This is a genomic window from Prevotella micans F0438 (assembly GCF_000243035.1).
GTDB classification, from domain to species: Bacteria; Bacteroidota; Bacteroidia; order Bacteroidales; family Bacteroidaceae; genus Prevotella; species Prevotella micans.
Genome location: NZ_JH594521.1, coordinates 457572 through 464087, shown reverse-complemented (window position 1 = coordinate 464087; position 6516 = coordinate 457572). Strand labels below are relative to the sequence as shown.

Here is a 6516-nt window from a genome sequence, read left to right as displayed (position 1 = left end):
ATAGATTCCTTGATGGGAATAACTGTTCCCAGGAAGTCAATCATCGGACCGAGAATTAATGCCGTGTAGACCGTCTTTGCTCCGAATTCGTTACCAATGAGTAAGAATGCCAGAATCAACAAAATAGCATTGATAACAAATATTATAGTTCCTACCGAAATGAACGGAAGTAGTTTAGAAACCACTAGCGATAAGCCGGTGATAGAACCAACAATGAGCTTACTGGGAATCAAGAAAAAATAAACTCCCATAGCGGCAACAAACATGCCCAACGTCATTATGAGAAGTTCTACCCAAAACTTCTTGGTAGCCAGAATGGCCCCTAGTTTACTGACAGTTTTCTTCGCATTTTCTGCTGTGAATACGTGACTGAATCGCTGATTTTGATTCATAATTTCATGATTTTTGATTGTGATATTTAAAGGATTATTCTCATGGTATGCAAAACAGCCCAAAGGCCGATTAGCAATAGAGTTGTTTTTGATGGCCGCAAAAGTAATAAAAGAAAGCCGATAGAAAATGAAAAGGAAATACGATTTCACTACAACTACCTTTTCTTCCTATAGTCCTTCTCGTATAATAGTTTAGAAATCAAAGCCGTAATACAACTTATAATTACTCTCTACTAATCCTTTTTCTATATATTTCTACCCCGTTCTAGGCTAGAAATCATCCTTGTCTTGTCAAGAATATAAGAACTTACTTACAATTAATAACTCATTTTGCTCCCTTCAGCTCTGCGAAGAGGATTTATACCAAAAGTTCTACTCCCAATCAATGCCTATTCGAGTGTATGCTCACATGTACTTAAACTGATACACAATGGACTTTTCTCTAAATGATGCGCGTTAGAGTATAACGTTTAGAGGGAGATTGTAAACACACTTAATTAGTTACATCTAGATTTATCTCTATTTCCCAGCTGCTTTATTCGGATTAAAGAAAGAGCGTAGCGGACTATTCGATTGATAAAAGATTGGAAAGAAGCAGAAAATATAGACGGAAATAAAGACCTGCATACATCAATCTTGATGCGTACAGGTTCTTTGATAATTACTCAAAAATGGGATGTAAGAGAATCACATTCTTTTTCGTAGCGCAGAAGCTGTTTTCGAAGGTTCCTAAAATGGCCGAAACGCCTTGTTTTAGGGCCGTTCAAGTTTTCTCTGGAAAACGCATACGTGTGCGCATAAATTTCTTCACGTATCCCCGTAAATTTTCTCACGTGTCCCGATAAATTTCTTTACGTATAGAATTTTACGGGGATACGTGAAGAAATTTATGCGCACACGTATGCAATTTCAAGAGCACGCGGAAAGCCCTTTTCGCAGATGGGATATGTTAGGACTATATTATTCATAATAACCATCCACACCATTAAATAATTCCTCTGCGTCTAGTTGAAGTCTATTATAAAAGGTAGTTAGTTCCGAATAAGCAGAATATAGATAAAAAACGGAGGTGCATCATTTCTGACACACCTCCACAAATAAAATAGATAAACTTAATTAACCTTTCTTACTTAACCTCCCAAATATCATTGGTTTCGAGCAGTTCCATGAAGTTGTGATAATGTTTCTTTGCCTTCACTTCTTCTATTTGCTCGTTCACGGCAGCATCGTAGGTTGGAGCTTCGACGTCGCGAATAACTCCGAGGGCTATTGGGAAACCATTCTCGTTGCTCATCATAGCGAGTTTGAGCTGTAGAGTATCATCTTCACAATGAGCGTCGTGAACAAGAATATCGTCCATTGTGTAACCGTCCTGACCGATGGTGACAACCTTTAATCCAAAGCCTTCCTGAATGAGACCAAACTCATTGTCTTTACCGAAAACGAGGGGCTCGCCGTGGCGAACGTGAATGGAGTTTGTTTTACGACTGCCGGTGCTGTAAACCGAGTCGTGACAACCGTCGTTGAAGATTACGCAGTTTTGAAGAATCTCGCATACGGCGGCTCCTTTGTGTTGTTGGGCTGCTTTGAGAATTTCCATCGTGGCGTTGTTGTCGGTTGCCACGCTACGGGCGAAGAATTTTCCGCGGGCGCCGAAGCATAGCTCAGCTGGGCGGAAGGGGTCTTCAGTGGTTCCAAAGGGGCTCGACTTCGACACAAATCCACGCGGACTGGTGGGCGAATATTGCCCTTTTGTCAATCCGTATATTCGGTTGTTGAGCAGGATTATGTTTAGGTCGACATTGCGCCTCATTGCATGAATAAAATGGTTTCCGCCGATGGCGAGTGCATCGCCGTCGCCTGATACTTGCCAAACAGTGAGTTCAGGATTGGTTACTTTCACGCCGGTTGCAATTGCGGCTGCTCGGCCGTGAATGGTTTGCATTGCGTAGGTGCTTACGTAATATGGCAGTCGGCTGGAACATCCGATACCTGAAATCACGGCTGTTTTATGCGGTGGGATTCCTATTTCGCCCATTGCCTTTTGGAGATTAGCCAGGAAGAAATGGTCGCCGCATCCGGGACACCATCTGGGTTGTCCTTTCTTGAAATCTTGTGCTGTATATTGGTTCATAGTCGATTTATTCTAAGATTTTAGAGTAGAATGTTGTTCCCTTTTCTTCTTTAGGCATTGGGGCATTGATGAGTTTTTCGAACTCTTTCACCAGTTCGCTAACCACGAACGGCTGTCCTTTAACCTGATTATACTGATAGGGTGCGAAATGATTTATGCGGATTCTAAGGAGAGCTGCCAGCTGACCGAGATTCTGCTCGGCGACAACTACTTTCGGGTATTGTCCGAGGACTTCGGCTGTGTTCTTCGGCAGTGGGTTAACGTATTTGAACTGTGCCAATGCAACCTTATGTCCTTTTGCGCGAAGTTCGTTCATCGTTGAGAGCAGATGTCCATAGGTACTTCCGAAGCCTACGATAAGCAGGTCGGCATCGTTGGCATCGCCTAGCACCTCAAGGTCGGGAACGGGGATACGAGCCACTTTGTCGAATCTCAAGTGGTCCATCAAATCATGGTTATCCGGGTCGGTTGATATACTTCCGGTTTCGCCGTCTTTCTCCAATCCACCCAGGATGTGCTCATAGCCTTCCTGACCTGGTATGGCCCAATAGCGAACATTTGAATAGGCCTCGCGTTTGTAGGGAGTGTACTTATATTTCTGCTCTTCGGGTGCGAAGTGCGGATGAATTTCTGGCAGGTCGTCGATGTTAGGGAGTTTCCAAGCCGATGAGCCGTTTGCTATGAATGCGTCGGTTAGCAGCACAACGGGTGTCATGTGTTCGAGAGCTATTTTGCATGCATTGAAAGCAGCATCGAAGCAGTCGGTTGGGCTTGTTGCGGCAATAACCGGCATCGGACTTTCGCCGTTTCGTCCATAGAGTACTTGTAGAAGGTCGGTTTGTTCGCTCTTCGTTGGCATACCTGTTGATGGACCGCCACGTTGAACATCGATAACTACAAGTGGGAGTTCGTCGATTACCGCGAGGTTCAAAGCTTCGCTCTTTAAACATATACCGGGGCCGGAGGTTGATGTTGCGGCCAATGCTCCGGCAAATGCAGCTCCGATAGATGATGCGCAGCCGGCAATTTCGTCTTCACACTGAACGGTTGTTACGCCTAGCGATTTGTGTTTAGCTAATTCGTGAAGAATATCGGTGGCTGGTGTAATTGGATAGGAGCCAAGGAAGAGGCGTAAACCTGCTTTCTCGGCGGCGGCGATAAGGCCGTAGGCTGTGGCTTTATTACCGGTTATATCCATATATCGTCCTGGTTCTTTTACTTTCGATTCTATTCGATAGGTGTTCGGAACAGAGGCGTGTACGTTGTGTCCGTAGTTATATCCGGCTTCTACCACCTTTATGTTAGCTTCGGCGATGGCTGGTTTCTTGCGGAACTTTTCGCGTAGGAAGTTTGATACTAGCGACAGGTCGCGGTTGAAGAGCCAGCAAACTAATCCGAGAGCGAACATGTTGCGACATTTGAGCATTGATTTATTGTCCATGCCCGAGTCGACCAGACATTCCTTGACCATCTTCGTTATCGGACAGGCTACGACTCTGTCGGAGTCTATACCCATCTCGGCAAGATAATCGTCGCTACTGAATTCGGCCTTTTGCAGGTCGCGCGGGCCGAAAGAGTCGGTATCGATGATGATGGTTGATTGTGGTTTACAATGTTTATACTGCATCTTGAGTGCTGCTGCATTCATTGCAACCAATACGTCGCATTTGTCGCCCGGAGTATATACTTTACCGGCGCCGATGTGTACTTGGAATCCGCTCACGCCGGTTAGCGAACCTTGCGGGGCGCGAATGTCTGCCGGATAGTCCGGGAATGTAGAGATTCCGTTACCTACCGTTGCTGAAACGGTTGAGAAAATGTTGCCCGCCAGTTGCATGCCATCACCGGAGTCGCCGGAGAAATGCACTACAACGCTATCGAGCTCTTTCACTTCGATTTGTTCATCCATAGAATTATTTCTTCTTGTTCATGTTAGTACTATGACGGGCGCAAAAGTGAGACTTTTTATTGATGTAACAAAATGTTTACATAGGAAAAAACCGCAGCTCGAAAGCGTCTGAAAAACAAGCATTAAACCGAATGTAAGCACCCCATCGCGGCTTGCATTTCACATGTTGCCTAATGCCCCGCGAAGCCTATCATTATGCAAGCGTTGTAAGTATTTCGGGAGAAGTTTTCCATCGTTCTTTCTCCTCCCGAGGAGTGATTAACGTAGGGACAGACCCCGAGGGGTGATTAAGGGGGTGATTGAGGGGTGATTGAGGGGTGATTTGCTGTCCGCCCACCGTCCACAAGACGGCATAAATACCAAACCACAGAGAAGGTGCGAAATATTGTTATGCGGTCGGTAGGCCGAATTGGCATGGGCATCGGTATGGGTATCGGACAGACACGGGGTCTGTCCCTACACCTGCGGGCGTTCCGCCCGAATTGGTATCTATAAAACACGACCTGCACGCGTCCATCTCGACGCGTGCAGGTCTATTTCTCATGATTGATATATATAAACGAAATAATAAGTTCTAAACTTTATCTTCTCCGGGGTCTTCTTCTCGTCCGGGTTTGGGGGAGCCGCCGCCGGTTCCTCCGCCGGGTTTATTTCCACCATTACCACCGGAGCCGGTGGATTTTCCGCTCGGCTCGGGAACGACGACGAGTTTGCCTTTAGAGATTACGACCCAGATGGGGCTCTTGCCGGCGACGTTCAATAGATACGCGCGCTTCTTGCCTGTTCCGCGGAACTCGCGGGCGAATGAGAGCGAGCCTCTCGAGAGGCCGCGTTCTTTTTCCAGTTCGGCGAAGAGGGGCTCGAGAAGAGCGGCGTATTTGTCCATGTCGCGCTCGTGAGACGATTTGTTAGACGATTTGCGCTGTGCAAGATGAGCTTGCCAATTGTCGGCCTGGAAGTTGTATTGTTCCACCAGTTTTTCGATGGGCGGTGTAGGGTCGAGGTCGGCAAGCGCGATGATTCGTGTTAGAATCGTGTCGAGCGCCTTATCTACGGCCCCACGCAAAGCGCGAACATCGAATTGACCGTACGACTTGCTAACTTGAGCGCGATTGTGGTAAACTTCGTCGAAAGCTCTGTTAGCATTTTCCAGTCGTGTAACGGCAGGCATGGCACCCAGTCGGGCGAGCATGGCGGGCATATCTCCCTCCTTGGTGTCGGCGATAAGATTTTTAATCATTCCCGTTTCCTGAACGTAGCCCTGAATATCGGCTTGCGGATAGCGCGACATAACCTCGCGGAGGCGTTTGGCGGCTTTAAGGGTCTCTTCGTCGTCCGACTGCAAATACATCTTAACCAACAACCGAAGTGCCTGATAAGCCTTGTCGCGCGCGTCGTCGAGTTTCACGAGGTCTTCGGTTCCGAACAGAACTTTCGACTGGTTAAGCGCCTTATCTTCGGCCTCGATAGCATCGCTAAGCGGTTTAAGTACCGCGGTTAATTTCTCAACGTTCGCCTCTTTGCACAGTCGTAAAATTGTGTTGGCGAACTCCAGGTGCTCAATGTGTCGCAGCCTGGGCCTTTGAAATAGTTTTAATTTCATAATACGATTCTTTAAAGTTGATATCTATTGATGTTGTCTTAAGCCTCATCCTAATGTAATTCTGATGTCGTTCGATGCAACATGAGCCTCATTTTTACCCGATTTAATCTTTGGGAACACAACATGACCCTCACTCTGTGTCGATTTTATCCGAGGGAGCATTGCGTGACCCTCACTCTGCGTCGATTTTATCCGAGGGAGCATTGCGTGACCCTCATTTTGCGTCGATTTTATCCGAGGGAGCATTGCGTGACCCTCATTTTGCGTCGATTTTATCCGAGGGAGCATTGCGTGACCCTCACTCTGCATCGATTTTATCCGAGGGAGCATTGCGTTGACCCTCACTCTGTTATTGTTTTTATTTAATATCGGATGAATGCACGAACAGAATTTCTCTGTACAATCCATCTGTATCTATTCCAGTTCATATTTGTCGGGTTTATCTGCTACTTGCCCAGCTTCGGCAGGATGATTTTGC

4 protein-coding genes are annotated in these 6516 nt (G+C 46.5%); all 4 read right to left on the bottom strand.

Going from position 1 to position 6516, the window contains the following annotated elements; all coding sequences use genetic code 11:
- A partial coding sequence (locus HMPREF9140_RS01840; protein ID WP_006951327.1) for a YitT family protein occupies window positions 1–392 on the bottom strand: 392 nt, incomplete at its 3' end.
- Between the two features lie 1126 nt (window positions 393–1518).
- The gene (locus HMPREF9140_RS01835) at window positions 1519–2526 is read right to left on the bottom strand and encodes a 2-oxoacid:ferredoxin oxidoreductase subunit beta (RefSeq protein WP_006951326.1); all 1008 of its coding nucleotides are present in this window, start codon (window positions 2524–2526) and stop codon (window positions 1519–1521) included.
- Window positions 2527–2533: 7 nt separating this feature from the next.
- A complete protein-coding gene (locus HMPREF9140_RS01830) occupies window positions 2534–4435 on the bottom strand; it encodes a 2-oxoacid:acceptor oxidoreductase subunit alpha (protein WP_006951325.1) in 1902 nt (633 codons plus the stop codon).
- A 574-nt stretch (window positions 4436–5009) separates the two neighbouring features.
- Window positions 5010–6038, bottom strand: a complete 1029-nt coding sequence (locus tag HMPREF9140_RS01825) for a DUF6261 family protein (RefSeq protein ID WP_006951324.1) — start codon at window positions 6036–6038, stop codon at window positions 5010–5012.
- Window positions 6039–6516 lie beyond the last annotated feature (478 nt).

Bases quoted from the DNA above. Each gene is read 5' to 3' on its own strand.
- HMPREF9140_RS01825 (WP_006951324.1), bottom strand. From the start codon at position 6,038: ATGAAATTAAAACTATTTCAAAGGCCCAGGCTGCGACACATTGAGCAC.
- HMPREF9140_RS01830 (WP_006951325.1), bottom strand. From the start codon at position 4,435: ATGGATGAACAAATCGAAGTGAAAGAGCTCGATAGCGTTGTAGTGCAT.
- HMPREF9140_RS01835 (WP_006951326.1), bottom strand. From the start codon at position 2,526: ATGAACCAATATACAGCACAAGATTTCAAGAAAGGACAACCCAGATGG.